Source organism: Marinobacter lutaoensis (assembly GCF_001981305.1).
In the GTDB taxonomy this organism is placed as follows: Bacteria; Pseudomonadota; Gammaproteobacteria; order Pseudomonadales; family Oleiphilaceae; genus Marinobacter; species Marinobacter lutaoensis.
Map to the genome: position 1 here is coordinate 527,801 of NZ_MSCW01000001.1, position 21,122 is coordinate 548,922.

General features: G+C 62.3%; 22 protein-coding genes. 5 read left to right on the forward strand and 17 right to left on the reverse strand.

Annotated elements, in window-relative coordinates; genetic code table 11:
- Window positions 1-22 precede the first annotated feature (22 nt).
- The 3 genes from htpX to BTO32_RS02450 form a co-directional block, all read right to left on the reverse strand.
- Complete coding sequence (gene htpX / locus BTO32_RS02440) at window positions 23-904, reverse strand: protease HtpX (protein ID WP_076722828.1); 882 nt, start codon at window positions 902-904, stop codon at window positions 23-25.
- A 114-nt stretch (window positions 905-1,018) separates the two neighbouring features.
- Entirely contained in the window at window positions 1,019-1,480 is a 462-nt protein-coding gene (locus BTO32_RS02445; protein ID WP_076722829.1) for a hypothetical protein, read from the reverse strand.
- An 11-nt stretch (window positions 1,481-1,491) separates the two neighbouring features.
- Window positions 1,492-2,706, reverse strand: a complete 1,215-nt coding sequence (locus BTO32_RS02450; RefSeq protein ID WP_076722830.1) for a pyridoxal phosphate-dependent aminotransferase — start codon at window positions 2,704-2,706, stop codon at window positions 1,492-1,494.
- A gap of 261 nt (window positions 2,707-2,967) precedes the next feature.
- Between BTO32_RS02450 and BTO32_RS02455 the strand changes: the two genes are divergently transcribed.
- Together BTO32_RS02455 and BTO32_RS02460 are read left to right on the forward strand one after the other, a co-directional pair.
- Window positions 2,968-3,453 (forward strand): glutathione peroxidase, encoded by a 486-nt coding sequence (locus BTO32_RS02455; protein ID WP_076722831.1) that lies wholly within the window; start codon window positions 2,968-2,970, stop codon window positions 3,451-3,453.
- On the forward strand, window positions 3,453-3,920 hold the full coding sequence (locus BTO32_RS02460) for a MarR family winged helix-turn-helix transcriptional regulator (RefSeq protein ID WP_076722832.1): 468 nt from the start codon (window positions 3,453-3,455) through the stop codon (window positions 3,918-3,920). Before BTO32_RS02455 ends, BTO32_RS02460 begins: the two co-directional genes overlap by 1 nt.
- Here BTO32_RS02460 and BTO32_RS02465 read toward each other — a convergent pair.
- Complete coding sequence (locus BTO32_RS02465; protein ID WP_076722833.1) at window positions 3,874-6,216, reverse strand: hybrid sensor histidine kinase/response regulator; 2,343 nt, start codon at window positions 6,214-6,216, stop codon at window positions 3,874-3,876. The genes BTO32_RS02460 and BTO32_RS02465 overlap by 47 nt on opposite strands.
- A gap of 47 nt (window positions 6,217-6,263) precedes the next feature.
- On the reverse strand, window positions 6,264-7,034 hold the full coding sequence (locus tag BTO32_RS02470; protein WP_076722834.1) for a hypothetical protein: 771 nt from the start codon (window positions 7,032-7,034) through the stop codon (window positions 6,264-6,266).
- 234 nt (window positions 7,035-7,268) lie between these two features.
- Here BTO32_RS02470 and BTO32_RS02475 point away from each other — a divergent pair, with 234 nt between their 5' ends.
- A complete protein-coding gene (locus tag BTO32_RS02475; RefSeq protein WP_076722835.1) occupies window positions 7,269-8,279 on the forward strand; it encodes a LysR family transcriptional regulator in 1,011 nt (336 codons plus the stop codon).
- On the opposite strand, the gene BTO32_RS02480 is transcribed toward BTO32_RS02475, so the two are convergent.
- From BTO32_RS02480 to BTO32_RS18185, 8 genes are all read right to left on the reverse strand, one after another.
- Complete coding sequence (locus BTO32_RS02480; RefSeq protein ID WP_076722836.1) at window positions 8,268-9,236, reverse strand: GNAT family N-acetyltransferase; 969 nt, start codon at window positions 9,234-9,236, stop codon at window positions 8,268-8,270. The two genes, BTO32_RS02475 and BTO32_RS02480, sit on opposite strands and share 12 nt — an antisense overlap.
- A 3-nt stretch (window positions 9,237-9,239) precedes the next feature.
- The gene (locus BTO32_RS02485; RefSeq protein WP_076722837.1) at window positions 9,240-10,391 is read right to left on the reverse strand and encodes a cupin domain-containing protein; all 1,152 of its coding nucleotides are present in this window, start codon (window positions 10,389-10,391) and stop codon (window positions 9,240-9,242) included.
- A 15-nt stretch (window positions 10,392-10,406) separates the two neighbouring features.
- Entirely contained in the window at window positions 10,407-11,774 is a 1,368-nt protein-coding gene (gene purB / locus BTO32_RS02490; RefSeq protein WP_076722838.1) for an adenylosuccinate lyase, read from the reverse strand.
- Between the two features lie 83 nt (window positions 11,775-11,857).
- Window positions 11,858-12,514, reverse strand: coding sequence for a high frequency lysogenization protein HflD (gene hflD / locus BTO32_RS02495; RefSeq protein ID WP_076722839.1), 657 nt, complete (start codon window positions 12,512-12,514; stop codon window positions 11,858-11,860).
- Window positions 12,511-13,689, reverse strand: coding sequence for a tRNA 2-thiouridine(34) synthase MnmA (gene mnmA, locus BTO32_RS02500; RefSeq protein WP_076722840.1), 1,179 nt, complete (start codon window positions 13,687-13,689; stop codon window positions 12,511-12,513). The genes hflD and mnmA overlap by 4 nt, the downstream gene beginning before the upstream one ends.
- Before the next feature lie 49 nt (window positions 13,690-13,738).
- Window positions 13,739-14,188, reverse strand: a complete 450-nt coding sequence (locus BTO32_RS02505) for an NUDIX hydrolase (RefSeq protein ID WP_076722841.1) — start codon at window positions 14,186-14,188, stop codon at window positions 13,739-13,741.
- The gene (locus tag BTO32_RS02510; protein ID WP_076722842.1) at window positions 14,185-14,820 is read right to left on the reverse strand and encodes a pseudouridine synthase; all 636 of its coding nucleotides are present in this window, start codon (window positions 14,818-14,820) and stop codon (window positions 14,185-14,187) included. Before BTO32_RS02510 ends, BTO32_RS02505 begins: the two co-directional genes overlap by 4 nt.
- A gap of 200 nt (window positions 14,821-15,020) precedes the next feature.
- Window positions 15,021-15,332, reverse strand: coding sequence for a cold shock domain-containing protein (locus BTO32_RS18185; RefSeq protein WP_076722843.1), 312 nt, complete (start codon window positions 15,330-15,332; stop codon window positions 15,021-15,023).
- Window positions 15,333-15,641: 309 nt separating this feature from the next.
- Between BTO32_RS18185 and clpS the strand changes: the two genes are divergently transcribed.
- Window positions 15,642-16,001 (forward strand): ATP-dependent Clp protease adapter ClpS, encoded by a 360-nt coding sequence (gene clpS, locus BTO32_RS02520; RefSeq protein ID WP_076722844.1) that lies wholly within the window; start codon window positions 15,642-15,644, stop codon window positions 15,999-16,001.
- Window positions 16,002-16,019: 18 nt separating this feature from the next.
- On the forward strand, window positions 16,020-18,290 hold the full coding sequence (clpA, locus tag BTO32_RS02525; protein WP_076722845.1) for an ATP-dependent Clp protease ATP-binding subunit ClpA: 2,271 nt from the start codon (window positions 16,020-16,022) through the stop codon (window positions 18,288-18,290).
- Between the two features lie 73 nt (window positions 18,291-18,363).
- Here the strand turns inward: clpA and infA are convergent, their stop codons facing one another.
- From infA to trxB, 4 genes are all read right to left on the reverse strand, one after another.
- On the reverse strand, window positions 18,364-18,582 hold the full coding sequence (infA, locus tag BTO32_RS02530) for a translation initiation factor IF-1 (protein ID WP_076722846.1): 219 nt from the start codon (window positions 18,580-18,582) through the stop codon (window positions 18,364-18,366).
- A gap of 83 nt (window positions 18,583-18,665) precedes the next feature.
- A complete protein-coding gene (locus tag BTO32_RS02535; protein WP_076722847.1) occupies window positions 18,666-19,379 on the reverse strand; it encodes an arginyltransferase in 714 nt (237 codons plus the stop codon).
- A complete protein-coding gene (aat, locus tag BTO32_RS02540; RefSeq protein WP_076722848.1) occupies window positions 19,380-20,093 on the reverse strand; it encodes a leucyl/phenylalanyl-tRNA--protein transferase in 714 nt (237 codons plus the stop codon).
- A gap of 16 nt (window positions 20,094-20,109) precedes the next feature.
- Window positions 20,110-21,063, reverse strand: coding sequence for a thioredoxin-disulfide reductase (trxB, locus tag BTO32_RS02545; RefSeq protein ID WP_076722849.1), 954 nt, complete (start codon window positions 21,061-21,063; stop codon window positions 20,110-20,112).
- Window positions 21,064-21,122 lie beyond the last annotated feature (59 nt).

Below are 21,122 nucleotides of genomic sequence, written 5' to 3' on the forward strand. Positions count from 1 at the left end.
GGTTGGGTTGCCCGCTTCGCCATCAAAGACTGGCCTGCTGCAGGGCCCGGATCCGCGCGTCCAGAGGCGGGTGGGTCATGAACAGGGCGGCAAAGCCTTCCCGGGCGCCACGGTTGATGCCGAAAGCCTGTAGCGTGTCCGGCATTTGGTCGGGCACTTCGCTTTCCTGTTTCAGCCGCGCAAGGGCGCTGATCATGGCCGCGCGCCCGGCAAGTCTGGCGCCGGCAAGGTCGGCACGGAATTCCCGCCGGCGCGAGAACCAGAATACGATGGTGCTGGCGAGGATGCCCAGGACCAGTTCGGCCACCATACTAACCACGAAAAAGCCGATGCCATGCCCCTGCTCATTACGGAACACCACACGGTCGACCAGTGATCCGATGACCCGGGAGGCGAAAATCACGAACGTGTTCACCACGCCCTGAATCAGGGCCAGGGTCACCATGTCGCCATTGGCCACGTGCCCGATTTCGTGGCCCAGTACCGCCCGGATCTCCTCCTTGTCGAAGCGCTGCAACAGCCCCTCGCTGACCGCGACCAGGGCGTCGTTCCGGTTCCAGCCGGTGGCAAAGGCGTTGGCCTGGGACGCCGGAAACACGGCGACCTCGGGCATGCGGATTCCCGCCTTGCGGGACAGCTCGGCCACGGTGTCCATCAGCCAGCGCTCCGCAGGGGTGCGCGGTGCGTCGATCACCCGGGCGCGGGTGCTCCACTTGGCCATCGGTTTGGACAGGAACAGCGAAACCAGGGCGCCGGCAAAGCCGAACACGGCGGCGAACGCCAGCAGCGACCCGTAGTCGATGCCCTGTTGGCTCAGGTAGCTGTCGACTCCAAGCAGACGCAGGGTGAAGCTGGCCACCAGAATGACGGCCAAGTTGGTCGCCAGAAACAACAGTATGCGCATGGTAATTCCTTGATATCTCCGTCAAAGACACAACGTCCGTCTGACCGGAATATGCGTCCGGAGTTCACCGCTTCAATATCATTACAGCGATTTAATGATTGGTCGCAGGCGGCGTCACCAGGAGGATGTGCTAAAGAAGGCCGCCCGGACGATGGCGCCGATGCGCTCGGAATGGCCGCTCCTGAGGGCCTGACGAATCAGGTGGATGTAGGTGGATAGGTCCTTGCGGACCGATGGGGGCAGCTCGCTTTCGTCGGGTGTGACACCCGCCAGCTCCGCCAGGGCTGCCGGTGCCGGACTGCTGAGGCGGATGAAGGCGTCCCGGGTGAGCACAGCCTGGTCCAGGGCCTCCTGACGGATGGTGTCGACATAGCGCAGAAAACCTTCTTCGGCCAGCCAGAGCAACGCGCCGAAGCAGGCCATGTGGCGTTTGCTGTGAAGGCCGAATTCGTCCGGCTCGTCCGGGCCGGCAATATCCTCGACAAACAGGTTGATCCGCCTGGGAAACGCGCTGTACAGCTGGCTCAGCGCGATGGCAACGTCCCTGTAGAATTCCTCGACGTGAATGTCCGCCATGTCGTTTGTCGCTATTGCTGATATTTGCTGAGGAAGTGGCCCAGGCGGGTCATCGCGTCTTCCAGGGTGTCTTCCCGGGGCAGGAATACCACCCGAAGATGCTGCTTGTCGTCGATATTGAAGGCCGATCCCTGGACCAGCAGGATCTTTTCCTGGAGCAGCAGATCAAGCACCAGCCGCTCGTCATCGACGATGGGGAACCGCTTGGGATCCAGTTTCGGGAACAGGTACAGGGCTCCGGCGGGCTTGACGCAGCTCACCCCGGGAATGTCGTTCAGCATGCGCCAGGCGGTTTCCCGCTGTTCGTAGAGTCGGCCACCGGGAGCCACCAGATCATTGATCGACTGATAGCCGCCAAGCGCCGTCTGGATACCCAGCTGTGCCGGTACGTTGGCGCACAGGCGCATGTTGGAAAGCATCTCAATGCCTTCGATCAGGTCCGTGGCCCGGTGCTTGGCGCCGCTGATGATCATCCACCCGGAACGGTAGCCGGCGGCCCGGTAATTTTTTGACAATCCGTTGTAGGTGAAGAACAGGACGTCGTCGGCCAGGGACGCAATGGACACGTGCTCGGTGCCGTCGTACAGGATCTTGTCGTAGATTTCATCGGACAGCACGATCAGGTTGTGCTGGCGAGCCAGCTCAATGACCTGCTCCAGAAGTTCGGTCGAGTAGACGGCGCCGGTCGGGTTGTTGGGGTTGATCAATACGATGGCCCGGGTACGACGGGTGATTTTCTTGCGGATGTCGTCGATGTCCGGAAACCAATTCTGTGCCTCGTCGCACCGGTAGTGCACCGGCTTGCCGCTGGACAGGGTGACGGCGGCCGTCCACAGCGGATAGTCGGGAGCCGGGATCAGTACCTCGTCGCCGGTATTCAGCAAGGCCTGCATGGACATCACGATCAGTTCGCTGACACCGTTGCCCAGGTAGATGTCGTCGATATCGACCTTGTCGATACCCCGCTGCTGGCAGTAATGCATCACCGCCTTGCGGGCGGAGAACAACCCCTTGGACTCCACGTAACCCTGGGCTTGGGGCATGTTGTAGATGACGTCCTGCTGGATTTCCTCGGGCACGTCCAGCTCGAATGCCGCCGGGTTACCGATGTTGAGCTTGAGCACGCGGTGCCCCTCTTCCTCCAGCCGGCGCGCCTCCCGCAGAACCACCCCCCGGATTTCGTAACAGACGTTATCGAGTTTGGCGGACTTGTAGTAGTTCTGCATGGATCGGATTCCTTAGGTAACGAATGGACAGGCCGGATGATCGAGGCAAGGGTTATTCTAGCGGAGCCGGCCCGGTCGACAATAGGGGAAATATGATCAATTGTGGCGAACTGGGGCGGGGTTAGCGGCCAAACTTCAACGCGATCCTCGGTTCTGTGAACCGGTGGCCCGTTTGGCGGTTCCGGACCATGTAAATTGTGCCATAGTATCTTGTGCGCAAGATAATTCTTGTTCAACGATCACTCTCAGAAGGCACGTGTCATGGCGGATACCCGTATTTACGATTTCACGGTCACCGATATTCAGGGCAACGAACGCAGTATGGCGGACTACCGGGGCAAGGTGCTCCTGATCGTTAACACCGCCAGCAAATGCGGGTTCACGCCACAGTTCGAGGGGCTCCAAGCGCTGTACCGGGATCTCCGCGACCAGGGGCTGGAAGTCCTGGGATTTCCCTGCAATCAGTTCATGAATCAGGACCCGGGGGATGAAGCCTCAATCCAGGCGTTCTGCTCCCTGAACTACGGCGTGGAGTTCCCGATGTTCGCTAAGATCGAGGTGAACGGGGACGGCACCCATCCACTGTACCGGTTCCTCAAGCGTCAGGCCCGGGGAATGATGGGTTCCGAGGCGGTCAAGTGGAATTTCACCAAGTTTCTGGTGGATCGCGAGGGGCGGGTGGTGCGCCGCTACCCGCCGACCGCCAAGCCCGAGGCGATCCGGGCGGACATCGAGGCCCTGCTTTGATGGCAGCGTCCGACGACCCGTTGCTGGCATTGGACAACCAGCTATGCTTCGCGTTGTATGCGGCGTACCGGGCGGTGGCGGGCCGATACCGGTCGCATTTGGCGGCATTGGGGCTGACCTATCCCCAGTACCTGGTGATGCTGGTGCTCTGGGAACATGCCCGCGAGGGCCGGGTGACCCGGGTGTCCGACCTGGGCGAACGTCTGCGGCTGGATTCGGGCACCTTGACGCCGCTGTTGAAGCGGCTGACGGCGCAAGGGCTGATCCGGAAGCAGCGGGCAGCGGACGACGAACGGGTGGTGCAGGTGTTTCTGACGGATGCGGGCGCGGCCCTGAAAGCGCGGGCCCGGCAGGTTCCGGCCCGGTTGCTGTGCGACCTGCCGGTGTCGCCGGAGCAGGTCGCGCGGTTACGCCAGCAACTCAGGTCTCTGCTGGCGGCGATGGATCAAGCGGTGCCCAACGGTTGATGGCGGCCCGCAGCGCCTCCCGGTTGTAAGGTTTGGTGATGTAATCGTTCATACCGGCCTTCAGGCAGTTCTCGCGGTCGCCGGCCATGACGTTGGCGGTCACCGCGATGACTGGCAGGTCCCGCCATTGGGGCTGCTGACGTATCCGCCGGGTCGCCTCGTAGCCGTCCATAACCGGCATCTGGCAGTCCATCAGTACCAGGTCGTAGTGTTGTTGCCGGAGTGCTTCCACAGCCCGCTGGCCGTTTTCCGCGAGATCCACGCGATGGCCCAGTTTCTTCAACAGGCTGCTGGCCACCAGCTGGTTCACCTGGTTGTCTTCCACCAGCAGGATGGACAGGGACGGGATGCGGACCGACGACTCCGCCGGAGCGTTGGGTGCCGGCAGGGCCGGGGGCTGGCAGCCGGCCGCCTGGCACAGGCACTGGTGCAGGTCTTGTCGACGCAGTGGCAGGGGCAGCACCTGCTGCCGGCTGTTGCCGGCGAGCCGGTTGCCGGTGCTGTCCGCCAGGATCACGCCCTCGCCCTGCCAACTGTCCACGAAGCGTCGGGCTTCCTCGGTGTCATCATCGAGGCTGGCCAGCAGGATACCCTCCGGGTGCCGGCTGGCACCGCGAACCGGCACCCCCCAGGCACGCAGCTGGCTTTCGATGGCGAGCCGGTGCGGGTAGCCCTGGGGTAGGGCCAGAGCGACCCCCACCCGTTTCACTTTCTCGGGCACGTCAAGATCGAGCGACGGTGCGGGAATTTCCTGGACCGGCAGCGGCAGGGTGACGGTGAAATGCGAGCCGCTGCCTTCCTGGGAGTCCACCAGGATCTGGCCATGCATGCGTTCGACCAGCTGTCGACACAGGGTCAGGCCCAAACCGGTGCCGCCAAACAGGCGCGTGGTTTGTGAGTCGGCCTGGGAAAATGGCGAGAAGATTCGCCGCAGGCCCTGGCGGGACATGCCGATGCCGGTGTCGATCACTTCCAGCCGTAGGCTGCCGCCGGAGTGGCTGGCCTTGATCCGGACCTGCCCCTTGTCGGTGAATTTGATGGCGTTGCTGATCAGATTGTTGAGAATCTGTCGGGTCCGGGTCGGGTCGCCCACGAACCCTTCGGGCAGCTCCGGGTCGATTTCGGTGATCAGATCAATGCCTTTGCGGCGAGCCTGTTGGGCATGGAGGGTGGCGCACTCCTCAATCAGCTGGCGCATGCTGAAGGGGATGCTTTCCAGGCTCAGCTTGCCGGCTTCGATCTTGGAAATGTCGAGGATGTCGTTGAGCAGGCTGAGCAGGCTTTCGCCCGCAGTGATGGCGATGTCCAGGCGGCTGCGCTGGCCCGGTTCCAGCTCGCCCTCGCGCACCAAGCTGAGCATGCCCAGTACGCCATTCAGCGGGGTTCGAATCTCATGGCTCATGCTGGCCAGGAAGTTGGCCCGGGCCCGGGCCCGGCGCACGGCGTCTTCCTTGGCTCGGACCAGGGCCCGATTGCCCCGTTGCAGGGCTTGGTTCTTTTCGGAGATTTCCCGGGTCCGGTCCGCCACCTCCTGTTCCAGCTGACTGGAGTAGTTCTTGATGGCGCTTTCGGCGGCTCGTAGTCGGGCAAGGCTGGAGTCGATGGTTTCAAGGTGCTGGTTGATGATGCCGACCATGGTGCCGATTTCATCCTGCTCGTGGCGGGCAGGGATCGGCAGTCGCACCTTTTCCGGGGAGTTTGCGGTAACCCGGTTCAAGGTATCGATGACATTGAGAATCGGCCGGGTCAAGACAAAGTAGAAGATGGCCAGCAGCGTGACGGACAGCGCCAGGCTCTTGAGCAGGCCGATGGCCAGGGTGTAGGCGCTTCGCTCCAGGAACTGGAGACCGTAGTGAAAGGTGTCGATGGTGACCACCAGGCGCCCCAGCGGCAGATCCTCGAGTTGCGGAACGCGCAGTTCCGAGCTGAACCTCAGGCTGTCCGAGAACAGCAGGTCGGAGACCCAACGGTAGGGGGACTCGGGGCGGTTCTGGTGGGCCGAGGCCAGGACGTGGCCCTCCCTGTCAACCAGGCGGGCATCAATGGTGGCCGGATGGCGCAGCAGTCCGTCTAGGAGCTCCTCGGCCAGCCGGATATCGATGTTGTAGGCGATCTGCGCCGCGGGGCTTTGACTGATCTCGATCATGGCGTTGATTTCCGCGCGCATCGAGGTCCTGGCGTTGAAGTAGTCCAGGGTGATCTGGATCAGATTGAGAACCAGCCCCAACGCCATGGCCACCAGCACGGTGTCGCGGGTTAGCCGGTAGGACAGGCGTTTGCGGAAACGGTTGGTCACGTCGGGCCGGGTTCCTATTGCGTGGGTGGCTGCGGCTAGGTCGACTGCTAGTCGTCGTAGTCGGCCTTTTTCTTCCATTCATCGTCCTGGAGGAAGTGGTCCCACTCCCGATCCAGTTTCGACAGGGACGCCTTGCTGCCGTCCTTGCCATTGGTACTCATGGCTTCCAGCTCCTTGATGCGGGTCCGGAAACTCTTCACGGCCTTCAGGGCCAGGGGATTGTCCTTGGACTTGCCCATTTCCGTGCTGGCCAAGTGGTAGGCGTGGATCGCCTTGCGGATCTGATTCTGCCGGACGTAGTCACGGGCCTGGAACACGTGGAGGTCGGCATGGGTCTTGTGAACCAGGAACAGCACGTATTTCAGGTTCTTCTTGGCGGTGGCCGCGTTGATGCTGCCGGATTTGTGCATGCCTTCGATCATGCGGAACAGGTTCTGCAGCAGTTCCTTGACGTAGCTGGCCTTTTCCGGGGAATCGATGCGCACCGGTGGGCGGGAGTCCTGGCTTTCCATGACCGCTTTCTTGGCCTGGGTAATGGCTTCGAGCCACTGCGCCACCGGTAGGTTGGACTTCAGGGCCTGCAGCTCATGGCAGGCCTCCTCCATGCGCTTGAGAATCAGCAACTTGAGGTCCGGTGTCAGGTACTGGCCGGGGATCTCGGTCAGTAACCGGTGCGCTCGGTTGTAGGTGTCTTCCTGGGCGGTGATTTTCCGCGCCCGTTCGATGCGAGCCCGTTCGCGCATCTGGCTCAGGACGATGATGACGATCGAAACGACGACGATACCGGTCAATAAGAGAACAATGGTGGTGGTATCCATGGTGTCAGCGCGAACTCCGGGGTCAGGTCAACGGGGATATGGCTCAGCAACGGATAGGGTTCTGGCGATCATAGTCAACTAGTCTAGGCAAGAGTAGCAGAAATAGTGGGTTAGGTCCGCCAGGGCGGATTGGGAACCTCATCATAGTCTTGGTGAATTTCTTCGGGCTGCCGTATTATCTCGGTGAATGGGCCCTGTCCCGAAATCCGTTTGCCACCGCGCTGGAGTGAGTCCGTGGATCTGTCCCGTGTCGACCTGAACCTGTTGGTTTACCTGGATGTGCTGCTCAGGGAGCGCAATGTGACCAAGGCTGCCAACCATCTGGGCATCACCCAGCCGGCCATGAGTAATGGGCTGCGGCGGCTCAGGGACCTGTTTAGCGATCCGCTGCTGGTCCGCACCAGCGAGGGCATGACCGCAACGGAGCGGGCCCGGGAGCTGCAGCCGCTGGTTCGCTCCATCCTGTCGGACATCGAGCAGGCGGTGCAGGAGAAAACGCCGTTCTCGGCCAAGGACAGCCAGCGAGTGTTCCGCATCATGGCCAGTGACTACGCCGAATCGTGCCTGATGCCGCGGGTGCTGCGGCGGATACGTCAGGAGGCCCCCCATGTCACGCTGGACGTGCTGACCCCCAGTGACGTCAGCTTCCTGGATGTGGAGCAGGGGCGCCTGGATATGGCGATCAACCGGTTCGACAAGATTCCCCAGTCGTTCCATCAGAAAACGCTCTGGACCGAGTCGTTTGCCTGCCTGATGAATGCCCGGAACCCGATTCTCAAGCAGCCCTTTACCCTGGACACCTACCTCGACGCCAGCCATATCTGGGTCAGCAAGACCGGGTTTGGGGTCGGCGTCGGGGTCAACCCTAAGGACGTGCAGCGGCTGGGCTGGGTGGATGAGGCCCTGGCCCGGATGGGGCGAAAGCGCCAGATATCGGTGTTCACCCGTCACTACCAGGTTGCCATGCTGCTGGCGGAGCAGCACGACCTGATCGCCACCCTGCCGTGCCGTGCCGCGTGGCTGCAGAAAGACAACCCGAATCTGGTGGTCAAGGTGCCGCCGTTCGAGATTCCCCCGTTTGAGCTGAAGATGGCCTGGAGTCCGCTGTTGCAGCACAACGCCGACCATCAGTGGCTGCGTAAGCTGATTGTCGAGGTGGCCGAGGAGGTGGATGCGGAATTCGCCCCGTTCGGAGCCAGGTTCGAGCAGGCCGAGGTGCCCCTGGCCCACCACTCAGAGCGGTAGTTCCCTCAGTTCCAGAGAGGGCCGGGCGGCGTCCCACATGCGCTGGTAGCTTTCGGCCAGCAGTTTGGCCCGGCCGCCGTGGGCGAAGCCGGCAACCCCCGACGGCTGGTCGAAGTCGTGGCGCCAGAGCAGGCCCTGCCGGTCCACCAGAAGGAACGGCTGCTCTTCCCGGGGGTAGTCGTCGTGGGTGAGTCTCAGCTCCATCTTGCTCGGCAATCGCCGCAGCAGCTCCACCAGCTGGTGACGGCGCTTGACCAGCGGTGTGTCGTCATGAATCAGCAGGCGCACCTCGCTCAGCCGGTGGCGACGGGCCAGCGCGGAAATCAGTTCCCGGAACCGGAAACGGTCGTACAGGTCGTGTTGCAGCCAGCGGTCGTAAAGCCACAGCCGTTGCCGGGCCTGGCCCACCAGCGAATCCATCAGCGCCAACATCGTCGGCTCGTCATTAAAGGTCCAGCTGCGTTCGTCCCGCTCCAGAACCAGGGGCGCGTCGCCGTCGGCCAGGGCCGCCACCGCCAGCGCCGGTGCCAGGCAGCGCATATCGTAATGGGGGATGCCGGCGTCCTGATAGGCGTCCGAGCACAGGTGAAAGCCGGATTTCTGATAGAAGAGGACGGCGTGAGCCTGCGCCGACAGCCGGATTTCCTGAAACTGGCCGGCGGCGTCGGCCATCAGTTGCCGCAGCAGGGCTTCGCCGATGCCTTGGCCCCGGTGTTCTGGCAAGATCGCCATGCGACCGATGTGGGCGGTTTCCTCCAGCGTGCCGAACAGCCGCGCGACGCCGACGGGGGTGTTGTCGGGCAGGACCGCCAGGTAGTGGTCGGCGATGTCATCGGTGGCATCCCACTCCAGCTCCGGCGGCACGCCCTGTTCTTCGATGAACACCCGGCGGCGGATGTCGCGGATGTGACCGGGCGCCAGCTGCCAGCTGTATTTACGAATCCGGATCCGGGGCATGCCTTACTCGAAGTATACGGAGCCTTGGTTGTATAGGGCGGTGATCAGCCCGAGCAGGGCCGAGTCCTCGGCCAGGGGAGCCAGGGCCGCCATGGGGATACGGGCACCGGCGCACAGCAACGGGGCCAGGGGCCGGGCGTCGCCGCGCAGGAGATAGTGCTCGCCGTCGACGAACAGGGCGGTTTCCTCGCCCAGGTCGTGGTAGGCAAACCGGGACCCCTCGTTCCAGCGCAGCTGTTCCCCGGCGCGGATGGCCTCGGCCAAGTCTGCCTCGCCGGCAGGGTCATCGGGGGGAACCACGATGTCCAGGCTCTTGGGCGCGGTGGTGTACTGCCCGAACCACAGCACCAGTTGGCGGCGATCCAGCAGCCGTTCCCGGATCAGGGACTCAATCCGGTCGATCACCCGCGGGGCGATGATGCCGGGGTTGTCCTGTACCTGGAGATCCGGGTCGGACAGGTGTTCGGCAGCGTCGGACTGGCCACAGAGAAAATCGGTGAAGCCGGTCAGGATGTCATCCACGGTCGGCGCCCGGAAGCCCACCGAGAGGGTAATGCAGTCATCCTCGGCCACGCCATGATGGCCGATGCCGGGCGGCAGGTAGAGCATGTCCCCGGGGGCCAGGGTGACCGTTTCCTCGCCTTCCCAGTGGCTCAGGATGCGCAGCGGTGTTCCTTCCACCCGGGGTGAGGTGTGGTCACAGTGGCCTCCGAACGTCCAGCGGCGGTGGCCCTGGGCCTGGAGCAGGAAGACGTCGTACTGGTCATAGTGAGGGCCGACGCTGCCGCCTCGGGGGGCGTAGCTGGCCATGATGTCATCCAGGCGCCAGTTAGGCACAAAACGGAAGTGGTCGAGCAGGTCGGCGATTTCCGGCACCCAGTGGTCCAGTCCCTGCACCAGCAGTGTCCAGTCCTGCTCCGGCAGCTGCTGGAAACGGTCGGGTTCAAAGGGGCCGTTGTACAGCTGCCAGGGTTTGCCGTCTTCGTTTTCGATGATGATCCGGGATTCCACGCCCTGCTCGCAGGCTAGCCCGGCGAGCTCATCGGCGCTGACTGGACACTGGAAGCCGGGAAACGCCTGGCGGATGACCCGCGGCTTCTTCTGCCAGTAATCCCGCAGAAACTCGGAAGGTGTCAGTCCGCCCAGCATGTCCATGGTGCTCTCCCGTGTTCAGATTTTCCTGGCCTGTTCGGCGGCGTTGCCGATGTAAGTGGCCGGAGTCAGTGCCATCAGCTCCGCCTTGGCTGCGTCCGGAATGTCCAGACCCGCGACGAAATTCTGGATCACATCCGCCGACATCGCCTTGCCACGGGTCAACGCCTTGAGTTTTTCATACGGCTTTTCGATGTGATAGCGCCGCATGACGGTCTGGATCGGTTCTGCCAGCACTTCCCAGGCATGATCGAGGTCCTCGTTCAGGCGGTCCGGGTTGATCTCCAGTTTACCGAGCCCCTTGAGGGTTGCCTCGTAGGCAATGAGGCTGTGGGCAAAGCCGACGCCCAGATTGCGCAGTACGGTGGAGTCGGTGAGGTCCCGCTGCCAGCGGGATACCGGCAGTTTCGCCGCAAGGTGGTCGAACAGGGCGTTGGCAATCCCCAAGTTGCCCTCGGAGTTTTCGAAATCGATGGGATTGACTTTGTGCGGCATGGTGGAGGAGCCAACCTCACCCTCAACCGTCTTTTGCTTGAAATAGCCCAGGGAAATGTAGCCCCAGATATCCCGGTCCAGGTCGATCAGGATGGTATTGAAGCGGGCGATGGCATCGTACAGTTCGGCGATGTAATCGTGCGGTTCGATCTGCGTGGTGTAGGGGTTCCAGCTCAGGCCGAGGCTTTCGACAAAGGCCTGTGCGTTGGCGGCCCAGTCGACGTGCGGGTAGGCCGACAGGTGGGCATTGTAGTTGCCCACGGCGCCGTTGATTTTGCCCAGCAGCTCAATGCCCCGTATCTGCTCGAGCTGGCGGCGCAGGCGATGGACGACGTTGGCCAGCTCCTTGCCTACCGTGGTCGGGGAGGCGGTCTGGCCATGGGTGCGGGACAACATCGGCTGCGCGGCGTGGGCCCGGGCCAGCTGAGCCAGTTTCTCGATCACCCGCTCCATGGCCGGCAGCAGGCCCTGGTCCAGGCCTTCACGCAGCATCAGAGCATGGGACAGGTTGTTGATGTCTTCCGAGGTGCAGGCGAAATGGACGAATTCGGTCACCGCGTGCAGCTCCGGCACGGCGGCGATCTTCTCCTTGATGAAGTACTCCACCGCCTTGACGTCATGGTTGGTGGTTCGTTCGATTTCCTTGATGCGCTCGGCATCGGCCAGGCTGAATCCGGTCACCAGGTTGTCGAGGAAGGCGTTGGCTTGGTCCGAAAACGGCGGCACCTCGGTGATCTCCGGGTGGGCGGCCAGTTGTTGCAGCCAGCGGATTTCGACGGTCACACGGTTTCGAATCAGTCCGTACTCGCTGAAAATATTGCGAAATACGCTGACTTTGCTGCCATAGCGTCCGTCAACCGGGGAAATGGCGGTCAGGGCGGTGAGTTCCATCGAAAACCTCTCAAGTCATCAAGTATCGAAACAAGGGTAAACCGGGGCGACAATCATACACCAGGCGGGCACCTGAATCAGCGTCAATCGTGGGGGTGCCCGGGGTGGCCGTGGCGGGCCCTGCGTGCCAGTTCCCGGGCCGTATGGATTACCTTGCGTCGCGCCAGCACCAGTTGCCAGCGCCGCCCACCACACTGGCGCCAGAGCACGGCGGAGCGGATGCCCGCCAGCAGCAGCGCACGGATTTTCTCCGCGTTCTCGTCCCGTTGCAGGATGTCGGGATTGCCGGTGACCTGGATCCGGAGCCGGAAAGTGCTGATGGTATCGGTGTAGATGGAAGCCAGGTTGGCGAGCAGGTTGGGGTGGCTGTGGCCGAAATGGCTGGCGGTGTGGCGCGCCTGCTCGATGCGGTTGCCAATGACGTCCAGCAGGTCGGACCGGCTGCGGAGCTTGGACTCCAGGTGCACCAGGTTCAAGGCATAGCGCAGGATATCGATGTCCTGCTGCCGGCTTTGTTCGCTCATGACGCTGGCCAGTGTTTCCAAGCCGGTGTGAAGGTTGGCCAGATCGCCGCCGTACACGTCAAGGGTGGTGTCCGGGACAGTCACGAACAGCGAACGGATGCTGGTTTCCAGGGCACGCGGGTCCACCGGAATGCCATGTGCGGTCTGCTGGACCAGCCGGGCCGCCTGGAACACGCCCGCCAGGGCGAGAGTCTGGTCATACAGGGTCCGGCTCATGGCTGGGCGGCCCCGGCGGTGCGGACGGACAGCCGCTCGGGCAGGACCTCGCCGTCACGCCAGGTCTGCTCAATGACGCCGCCACCCAGGCAGACCTCGCCGTCGTAGAACACCACGGACTGTCCGGGTGTCACCGCCCGTTGCGGTTCATCGAACACCACCTGGACACCGCCGTCGATCAGGGTCACTTCACAGTCCTGGTCGGGTTGCCGGTAACGGGTTTTGGCCCGGCAGCGGAAGCGGGCGGCCGGGGCTTCGCCGGCAACCCAGTCGATGGGGCCGGACACCAGCCCGCGGGCGAACAGCAGGGGGTGATCCTTGCCCTGAACCGCGATCAGGACGTTGCGTTCAAGGTCTTTGTCGGCAACGTACCAGGGGTCGTCACCGAAGTCGGCCAAGCCACCGATGCCCAGGCCCTGGCGCTGACCGATGGTGTGGTACATCAGGCCCTGGTGACGCCCGATCACCTGGCCGTCCGGCGTCTCGATGTCACCCGGCTGGGCCGGCAGGTATTGCTTGAGGAAGTCCCGGAACTTGCGCTCACCGATGAAGCAGATACCGGTGGAGTCCTTCTTGTCGTGGGTGACGAACCCCTGTTCGGCGGCGATCCGCCGGACCTCGGGCTTTTCCAGCTCACCCACCGGGAACAGGGTGCGGGCGATGCGATCACCGGAGACGGCGTGCAGGAAATAGCTCTGGTCCTTGTTCGGATCCAGGCCCTTAAGCAGCTGGGCACGACCGCTACCGTCGGCCAGCGGGCGCTGGCGGGCGTAATGGCCGGTGGCGATGTAGTCCGCTCCCAGGGTGATGGCATAGTCCAGGAAGGCTCGAAACTTGACTTCCTTGTTGCAGAGAATATCGGGGTTGGGCGTTCGCCCGGCCCGGTATTCCGACAGGAAGTGCTCGAAGACCCGGTCCCAGTACTCCGCGGCGAAGCTGGCGGTATGCAGGCGGATACCGATAGCATCGGCCACCGCCTGGGCATCGGCCAGATCGGTCATGGCGGTGCAGTACTCGGTGCCGTCGTCCTCGTCCCAGTTCTTCATGAACAGACCCTCGACCTGGTATCCCTGCTGCTTCAGGAGCCAGGCCGCAACCGAGGAGTCGACACCGCCGGACATGCCGACGATGACTCGTGTGGATTCCGGGGATGGAGTGTCGGGAGTGTGGTTCATGTCAGCCCTGTGATTGTCAAAACACCGAATGATAACACTCTCGATGCGCCTACGCCTGGGTATCCACCACCACATCCAGGGGGTAGCGGCGCCCGTTTCGGTAATCTTCTATGCAGCGCAGCACCATTGGACTGCGCAGGCGATCGCCCAGGCTGCGGATATCGTCCAGGGCCATCCAGTGAGCGGCGACGATACCGTCGTCCAGCGTTGAGGAAACCCGTCGCAGCGCCTTGGCGGCATAGCAGAAACGGTAGTAGGTAACGCCGTTGGCCGGCGCCTTGTAGGTATAAACGCCCAGGAAATGGCAGGGTTCTACCTGCCAGCCGGTTTCCTCGAGGGTTTCGCGTCGCACCGCATCCAGGATGGCTTCATTTTCCTCGACGTGGCCGGCGGGCTGGTTAAAGACGACGCGTCCGCCACTGACTTCCTCAACCATGAGAAAGCGCCCGGCCTCGTCCTCAACGATCACGGCGACGGTGGCATGGGGTGTCCAGGTCATGGCGCGCGGAACCTCCTGCGGCGATGGGCGGGGACTTTCCCTGGTTTGGCGGGCGCTGTCGTGGCTGCCGGGGAGTGCACGGTAACGGTCCGGTACTCGCCGGGGCGCAGCCCCTCCAAGGTCCAGTCTCCTATACGGTAGCGGATGAGACGCAGGGTTGGGAACCCGACCGCGGCCGTCATGCGCCGGACCTGCCGGTTGCGCCCCTCGGTCAGGGTCAGTTCCAGCCAACTGGTGGGAATGGCCGCCCGGTACCGGACCGGTGGCGTTCTGGGCCAGACCGGCGGCGGCTCAATGCGGCGTGCCCGGGCGGGGCGGGTTCGGCCGTCCTTCAGGTCGACGCCCCGGGCAAGCTGGGTCAGGGCCTTCTCGCTGAGCTCGCCTTCAACCTGGACCCAGTACGTCTTGGCCATCTTGTGCCTGGGTGATGCGATGCGGTGCTGCAGGGGGCCGTCGCTGGTCAGCAGCAGCAGGCCCTCGGAGTCGTAATCCAGTCGGCCGGCGGGGTAGACGTCCCGCTGAGGGATCCAGTCCGCCAGGGTGGCGCGCGATGGAACCTCCGGGGTGTGGCGTGGGTCGGTGAACTGGCTGAGTACTTGAAACGGTTTGTTGAAGAGAATGAGTTCGGCCATGCCTGGGCGTCGGGCTCGTTGGTTTTCGAAAGTGGAGGCAGCACAGGGTATCGCAATCGAAACGCTTGGCAAGCCTCGGAGTGGAGAGGGTTCGGGCAAACAGACCGGGCGGGGACACCCCGCATGGCGTCCCGGGGGATGCATCGGCCACCAGGCCCGGGCGTGTAACGTCCTGCCGCCCGCGGACGTGGGGCCGGAATTCAGGCGTTGACTGCCCGGGGCGGATAGCCGCCGTCGTTGTCGGTGCCGTCTTGGGAGGGCTTGGTGTCGTCCTGCCCGGCGTCGGCCCGAGACCGTTTGGACGGGGTTTCCTCCGGAACGATGTTGATGGCGTGTACGCCCTTGTCGCTGGGTTTTTTGTCGAAGGTCACGGTCTGGCCAGCTTTCAGCGTCTTGTACCCTTCCATTTGCACCGACGAGAAGTGGGCAAACAGATCATCGCTACAGCCGTCTTCAATGATGAAACCGTAACCTTTGGCGTTGTTGAACCACTTGACCTTGCCTCTGGGCATGATGAACTCCCCTGTTCCTTTGCTGTCTATTCTTATTGTTCGTACCGGACTTCCGGAGACTCCGCCGGTTTGACGTTGTTACGTTGGCATCGCAAATGTTTACATTTTTTAACAATGCACTCTAACTGTCGACCAATTGGGTGCCGGAGTCAATACTTTCTGGCGGTGGAATGTGTGGTTTACCGGGGCTTGGAAGCGGTATCATGCGATGAACGGCGAGTCTCTCGCGCGAGCAGGGGCTGGCTGCTTGAAATGCATCCCGCCGACAACCACATTTATCGAAGGACACCGAGCAACCGGTAAAGAATCATGCGGACTATCGACCATTCTCTACTAGTATTGAATCAGGGGGAGGACAACCAACCGGACCGGCACGACGACGTGAGCGTTGCGCCGGAGAAGCCCGCCCTGAAACGCCCGGCCCGGTATCGGGTGGTGCTCCTGAACGATGACTACACACCGATGGATTTCGTGGTGGATGTGCTGATGAAATTCTTCGGGATGAATGAGGAGAAGGCGACGCAGGTGATGCTGCTCGTCCATACGCAGGGAAAAGCCGTGTGCGGGGTATACACCCGCGACATCGCGGAAACAAAGGCGGCCCAGGTGAATCAGTATTCTTCGGAATGCGAGCATCCGCTCCTTTGTGAGATTGAACGTGCGGACTGACAGACGTTGGGAGGGCCCATGCTGAGCAAAGACCTTGAAATTACGTTGAATACGGCCTTCAAAAATGCCCGCGACAAGCGTCATGAGTTCATGACCGTCGAGCATCTGCTGCTGGCCCTTCTCGACAACGAATCGGCGGTGGGCGTCCTGAAAGCCTGTGGCGCGGACCTGGAACGCCTGGAAGAGGAGCTGGTGGAGTTCGTGGATTCCACCACGCCCCTGATCCCGAGCAACGACAACGAGCGCGAGACCCAGCCGACCCTGGGTTTTCAGCGGGTGCTGCAGCGGGCGGTGTTCCACGTGCAGTCGTCCGGCAAGAAGGAGGTGACCGGGGCCAACGTGCTGGTCGCCATCTTCAGCGAACAGGAAAGCCAGGCGGTCTACGTTCTCAAGAAACAGAACATCGCCCGGATCGACGTGGTGAATTACGTTTCCCACGGCATTTCCCGGGTCCAGGGCAGTGAGGACCAGGAAGGGCACGACCAGGCCGCACACGATGACGCCGGTGAAGACGGTGTTCAGTCCCGGCCCCTGGAAAGCTATGCCACCAACCTGAACGAACAGGCCCGGCAGGGGCGGATCGACCCGCTGATCGGCCGTGAGCATGAAGTGGAACGGGTGGTTCAGATCCTTGCCCGTCGCCGTAAGAACAACCCCCTGCTGGTGGGTGAGGCCGGCGTGGGCAAGACGGCGATTGCCGAGGGCTTGGCCAAACGCATCGTCGACGGTCAGGTGCCGGACATCATCTCCGATGCCGTGGTTTATTCTCTGGACATGGGCGCGCTGCTGGCCGGTACCAAGTACCGGGGCGACTTCGAGAAGCGCCTGAAGGGGCTGCTCAACGAACTGAAGAAGCAAAAACACGCGATTTTGTTCATCGACGAGATTCACACCATCATTGGTGCCGGATCGGCCTCCGGCGGGGTCATGGATGCCTCCAACCTGCTCAAGCCGATGCTGAGTTCCGGTGAAATCCGGTGCATCGGATCCACGACCTTCCAGGAGTTCCGCGGGATTTTCGAGAAGGACAGCGCACTGGCCCGGCGGTTCCAGAAAATCGATGTAAACGAGCCGAGCGTGGAGGATACCTACCAGATCCTGAAGGGCCTGAAGCCCAGTTTCGAAAAGCACCACGACCTGAAATACACCGACAAGGCTTTGCGGGTGGCGGCGGAACTGGCCGACCGTTACATCACCGACCGGCATTTGCCGGACAAGGCCATCGACGTCATCGACGAAGCGGGTGCCCGCCAGCGCATGCTACCGGCGGACAAACGCAAGAAAACCATCGATGTGTCGGAAATCGAGGATGTGGTCGCCAACATCGCCCGCATTCCGCCGAAGAATGTCTCCACCAGTGACAAGGATCTGCTGCGCAACCTGGAGCGGGACCTGAAAATGGTGGTGTTCGGGCAGGATCCGGCCATCGAGTCGCTGGCGAACGCCATCAAGCTGGCCCGTGCCGGTTTGAAGGCGCCGGAGAAACCTGAAGGGGCCTTCCTGTTTGCCGGTCCCACCGGCGTGGGCAAAACCGAGGTTACCCGGCAGCTGGCCAAAATCCTGGGGATTGAGCTGGTGCGCTTTGACATGTCCGAGTACATGGAGCGGCACACGGTGTCCCGATTGATTGGGGCGCCCCCCGGATACGTCGGCTACGACCAGGGGGGCCTGCTGACCGAGGCCATCAACAAACACCCGCACTGCGTGCTGCTGCTGGATGAGATCGAGAAGGCGCACCCCGAAGTGTTTAACCTGCTGCTGCAGGTCATGGACCATGGGACCCTGACCGATAACAATGGCCGCAAGGCGGATTTCCGGCATGTGATTCTGGTGATGACGACCAACGCCGGCGCGGAAACCATGTCCCGTCGATCCATTGGCTTCAGTGAGCAGGATCACAGCACGGACGGCATGGAGGTGATCACCAAGACCTTCACGCCGGAGTTCCGGAACCGTCTGGATGCAATCATCCAGTTTGCTGACCTGCAGAAGGAGACCATCACTCACGTGGTGGACAAGTTCCTGACCGAGCTCCAGGCTCAGCTCGACGAGAAGCACGTGGTGCTGCACGTCGACGAGGACGCCAAGGCCTGGTTGGCGGAGAAAGGGTACGACGTCACCATGGGAGCACGCCCGATGGCCCGCCTGATCCAGGACAAGATCAAACGGCCGCTGGCGGAGCAGATTCTGTTCGGCCGGCTGTCGGAGCGGGGCGGGGACGTCTATGTCCGCCTGAAGAACGACGAACTGGAGTTCGAGTACGAGGACGAGCCAGCAGAGGCGGTTTGAACCGCGTCCCGGTTCACGACCAACAAAAAACCCCGCTCAGGCGGGGTTTTTCCGTTCAGATGTCATGCGCCGATCAACGGGCCCGATAAACGATACGGCCCTTGCTCAGGTCGTAAGGCGTCAGCTCAACCTTGACCTTGTCGCCGGTCAGGATGCGGATGTAGTTCTTGCGCATTTTGCCGGAGATGTGTGCGGTGACCACATGGCCGTTGCTCAGCTCAACGCGGAACATGGTGTTGGGAAGGGTATCGATGACCACGCCTTCCATTTCAATGACATCTGATTTCGCCATTCAGTAGAGACCTCGCTGTGAAACGCTTCGGGTGATTTTAAAAATTGCGCAATTTTGCCTGATTTGTCGCCATATGGCAAAGATCAGTTCGGCTCCATGACCCGCCATTGGCCGTCACGGAGGGCTTCCAGGGGGTGGAAGCGGGTTTTGTAGTTCATCTTCCGGCACTGTTTGATCCAGTAGCCAAGATAGACATGGGGCAGGTCCCGGCGCCGGGCTTCTTCCACCTGCCAGAGAATCGCGTAGGTGCCCAGGCTGCGCTCTTCGAGCTCCGGTTCGAACGTGGTGTAGATCGCCGACAGGCCGTCGTCCAGGGCGTCAATGGCTGCCAGCCCCACCAAGGTGCCGTTCAGGCGCATTTCCAGAAACCAGGAGTCGGTGGCGCCGTCGACCAGGAACGAGATGAACTGTTCCCGGGACGGTGGGTACATGTCGCCGTCGCTGTGCCGTTGTTCGATATAGCGGGCGTAGAGCGCGTAGTATTCCTCGCTGAACCGCGTCGGCACCAGCTCGCAGGTCAGGTCCTGGTTTCGCTTGAATACCCGGCGCAGGCCCCGGTCTGGCCGGAACTGCTGAACCTGCAGGCGAACGGGTATGCAGGCATGGCAGCGTTCGCAGTGGGGCCGATAATAGTGGGAGCCACTGCGGCGAAATCCCAGCGCGGTAAGCTGGCTGTATAGCCTCTTGTCGATCCTCGCCCTCGGGTCGACAAACATCGTGGTGGCTTCGCGGTCCGGCAGATAGCTGCAGGCGTGGGGCGGGGTTGCGAAAAACACCAGGGTTCTGAGGTTGCTCATTCACACCTCCGGACCGCTCCATTGCCAGGTAAACCGCCAGTCATGCTGGTCGGGCTTCCGATCGATACTTGCCCTGAGTATAGATAAAAACTCGGCGCGGGGAATACTCCGGGCGCCCATGGTCAGCAGATGCCGGCTTTCCACCTGACAGTCCATCAACCGGTAGCCCCAGATCCGGAGCTGGTTGGCAAGATGTACCATCAGGACCTTGGAGGCGTTGGTTTCCAGCGAGAACATGGACTCACCAAAGAAGCAGCGTCCCATCGCCAGGCCGTACATGCCGCCGGCCAGTTCGTTGCTCCGGTTCCAGATTTCGATGGAATGGGCGATGCCCATCCGGTGCAGCTCGGTGTAAGCGGTGATCATATCCTCGGTGATCCAGGTGCCCTCTGCCCGGGTCGATGCGCACAGGCGAATGATCCTGCCGAACGCCTGGTCCGCGGTAACGTGGAAGTAGCGCCGGTTCAGGGTCCGTCGCAGACTTCTGGACACATGGATTTCCTCCGGAAACAGCACGCACCGGGGGTTGGGGGACCACCAGAGGATGGGCTGGTCGTCACTGTACCAGGGGAAGATGCCATTCCGGTAGGCGAGGATCAGCCGCTTGACCGACAGGTCACCGCCGAGGGCCAGAAGTCCGTCCGGATCTTCCAGAGCGCTCTCGGCGGGGGGGAACCAGAGCTGGTCCGGGTCAAGCCAGGGAAGCGAGGTCATCCGGCTCCTGCGAGGATCAGCCCAGTTGATCCAGGTACTTTTCCGCGTCCAGAGCGGCCATGCAGCCAAAGCCCGCGGAGGTGATCGCCTGGCGATACACGTGATCGGCCACGTCGCCAGCGGCGAACACCCCCGGAATGCTGGTCTGGGTGGCCATGCCGTCGAGGCCGGAGCGAATGCGGATGTAGCCGTTGTCCATCGCCAGCTGGCCCTCGAACAACTGGGTGTTGGGCTTGTGGCCGATGGCAATGAACACGCCCGCCAGCTCAAGATCCCGGGTGGAGCCGTCCTCGGTGCTGCGGATGCGCATGCCGGTCACGCCCGTGTTGTCGCCGAGCACCTCGTCCAGGGTATGGTTCCAGATGATGTTGACGTTGCCGTGCTCGGCCTTCTCGAACAGCTTGTCCTGCAGAATTTTTTCCGCGCGGAGACTGTCACGGCGGTGCACCAGGGTGACCTCTTCGGCGATGTTGGCAAGGTAGAGGGCTTCTTCCACGGCGGTGTTGCCGCCACCGATCACCGCGACCTTCTTGTTGCGGTAGAAGAAACCATCGCAGGTGGCGCAGGCGGAAACGCCCTGACCCTTGAAGCGCTCCTCGGATTCCAGGCCCAGGTACATGGCGGAGGCGCCGGTGGCGATGATCAGCGCGTCGCAGGTGTACTCGCCATTGTCGCCCTTGAGACGGAACGGACGGTGGCGCAGATCGGCTTCGTTGATGGTGTCGTAAACAATCGTTGTTTCAAAGCGTTCCGCATGTTTTTGCATGCGTTGCATGAGCTCCGGACCCTGCACGCCATCGTGATCTCCGGGCCAGTTGTCCACGTCGGTGGTGGTGGTGAGCTGGCCGCCGACTTCCAGGCCGGTGATCAGGGTCGGGTTGAGGTTGGCCCGCGCCGCGTAGACGGCGGCGGTATAACCGGCCGGGCCGGAGCCAAGAATGATCAGGCGGGAGTGTGTGCTGTTGCTCATCGCTGTCTCTCAAAGATGTTTGCTGTCAGGCCTTGGGGGCCGTCGGTTCGGATTCGGAT